Annotated in this window: 1 protein-coding gene; it reads right to left on the reverse strand. The window is 50.5% G+C overall.

All coding sequences use genetic code 11. The annotated features are described in order from the left end of the window. Positions 1–100: 100 nt before the first annotated feature. The coding region (gene glgP / locus ACTHUM_RS13400) for a glycogen/starch/alpha-glucan family phosphorylase (RefSeq protein WP_440403099.1) at positions 101–1,621 on the reverse strand (1,521 nt) is incomplete at its 5' end.

Below are 1,621 nucleotides of genomic sequence, written 5' to 3' on the forward strand. Positions count from 1 at the left end.
AGCGATATAACCATGCTGTTTTGCTCGTTTCTATATCATGCCGTCTAAAAAAAGCCGATACACCTTTCCAATGTATCGGCTTTCGCTATCTGCTCAACGCTTAATTTTTGCCGGGCAATTCTTTTTCGCTCAATGGTTTGATGTACCAAATATCGCGGCAGTAGTCGGCGATGGAGCGGTCGGATGAGAAGAAGCCCATGTTGGCGATGTTGATCAAGGCTGATTTGCGCCATGCGGATACGTTGCGGTAGTGTTCGTCCGCTTTGTATTGCGTATCGATGTAGCTGCGGAAATCGGCCATCAGTTGATAGAAGTCACCGTATGGTTGCAACACGTCGTTGTAGCGGTTTGGCTCTTCCGGAGAGAAAGTGCCTTGGCTGATTTGGTTGACGACGCGGCGCAGGTCGCTGTCTCGTTCGATATAGCTCAATGGGTCGTAACCGTTGCGGCGGATTTCTTCGACTTGTTCTACGGTGTTACCGAAGATATAGCAGTTGTCCGCGCCGACTTTTTCCAAAATCTCAACGTTCGCGCCGTCCAGCGTACCCATGCAGATTGCGCCGTTGAGGGCAAATTTCATGTTGCTGGTACCGGATGCTTCTGTACCTGCCAGTGAGATTTGTTCGTGCAAATCGGCAGCAGGAATGATGATTTGGGCAAGGCTGACGCTGTAGTTCGGGATGTAAACGACTTTAATCAGGTCGCGGATACGGGTGTCGTTATTGATGACTTTGGCAACGTCGTTAATCAATCGGATGATTTTCTTCGCCATGTAATAGGCGGAAGCGGCTTTACCGGCAAAGATGAACACGCGCGGCTGCCAATCGAAATCCGGGTTTTCCAGGATTTTGTTGTAGCGGTCGACGATGTGCATCACGTTCAATGCTTGACGTTTGTACTCGTGGATACGTTTGATTTGGATGTCGAAAAGTGCATCGGTATTAACTTTGATGCCCAGCTCGGTTTCGATGTATTTAGCAAGGCGCTCTTTGGCGGCTTTTTTCACTTCACCGAATTCTGCCTGTACGGAAGCATCGTCCACTTTATCGTTGAGCTTGGTCAGGTTGTCCAAATGCAGACGCCAGTCTTCGTCGCCCAGATGTTTGTCCAAGAATTTGGTCAAGCCCGGGTTGGCGATGTTAATCCAGCGGCGCGGGGTTACGCCGTTGGTTACATTGGTAAAGCGTTCTGGGAATACTTTGGCGAAGTCGGCAAAGATGGATGTGGTCATCAAATCGGAGTGGATTTTGGCCACGCCGTTGACTTTGTGCGAACCGATCACGGCAAGCCATGCCATGCGGACGCGACGGCCGTGGGTTTCGTCGATGATGGATACGCGACGGACAAAGTCGTCGTCGAAGTTACCGATGGCGCGTAAGGCATTGAGGAAGTAGGCGTTGATTTCAAAGATGATGTCCAAGTGGCGTGGCAGCAGACGGCCCATCAAATCGACCGGCCAAGTTTCCAAGGCTTCGCTCATCAGTGTGTGGTTGGTGTAAGAGAAAATCTTACAGCACATATTCCATGCTTCGGTCCACGCAATGCCTTCTTCGTCAATCAGGATGCGCATCAATTCTGGAATAGCGAGCACCGGATGGGTGTCGTTCAAATGGATGGCGAC

This window comes from Neisseria sp. P0021.S006, from assembly GCF_051956895.1.